Raw genomic sequence first — 243 nt, 5'->3', positions numbered from 1 at the left:
ATATGCAGGTCGAAGAATTCCACCTCTTCGTCCGTGAACTGGTACTGCTCGCGCAGCGTGGGCGTCTGCTTGCGGTAGATCGACGGCACCTGCGATTCCAGCCCGACCACCAGCGCGGCCACCGCCACCACCGGGTCTTCGCGCATCGCCACCGAATAGCACCACGCCTGCAGGCCGCGCGTGGTGGGCGACATGTTGTCGGGGTTGGTGACGCGCTCGCGCGTGGTGCCGCAGGCTTCGGCG

Annotated in this window: 1 protein-coding gene; it reads right to left on the bottom strand. The window is 67.1% G+C overall.

All coding sequences use genetic code 11. The features are described 5' to 3' along the window. A partial coding sequence (locus SB751_RS34345) for an iron-containing redox enzyme family protein (RefSeq protein WP_410749539.1) occupies positions 1–243 on the bottom strand: 243 nt, incomplete at both ends.

It is taken from the genome of Cupriavidus sp. SIMBA_020, assembly GCF_046535395.1.
Classification (GTDB): Bacteria; Pseudomonadota; Gammaproteobacteria; order Burkholderiales; family Burkholderiaceae; genus Cupriavidus; species Cupriavidus campinensis.
This window is presented reverse-complemented; position numbering and strand designations above follow the sequence as displayed.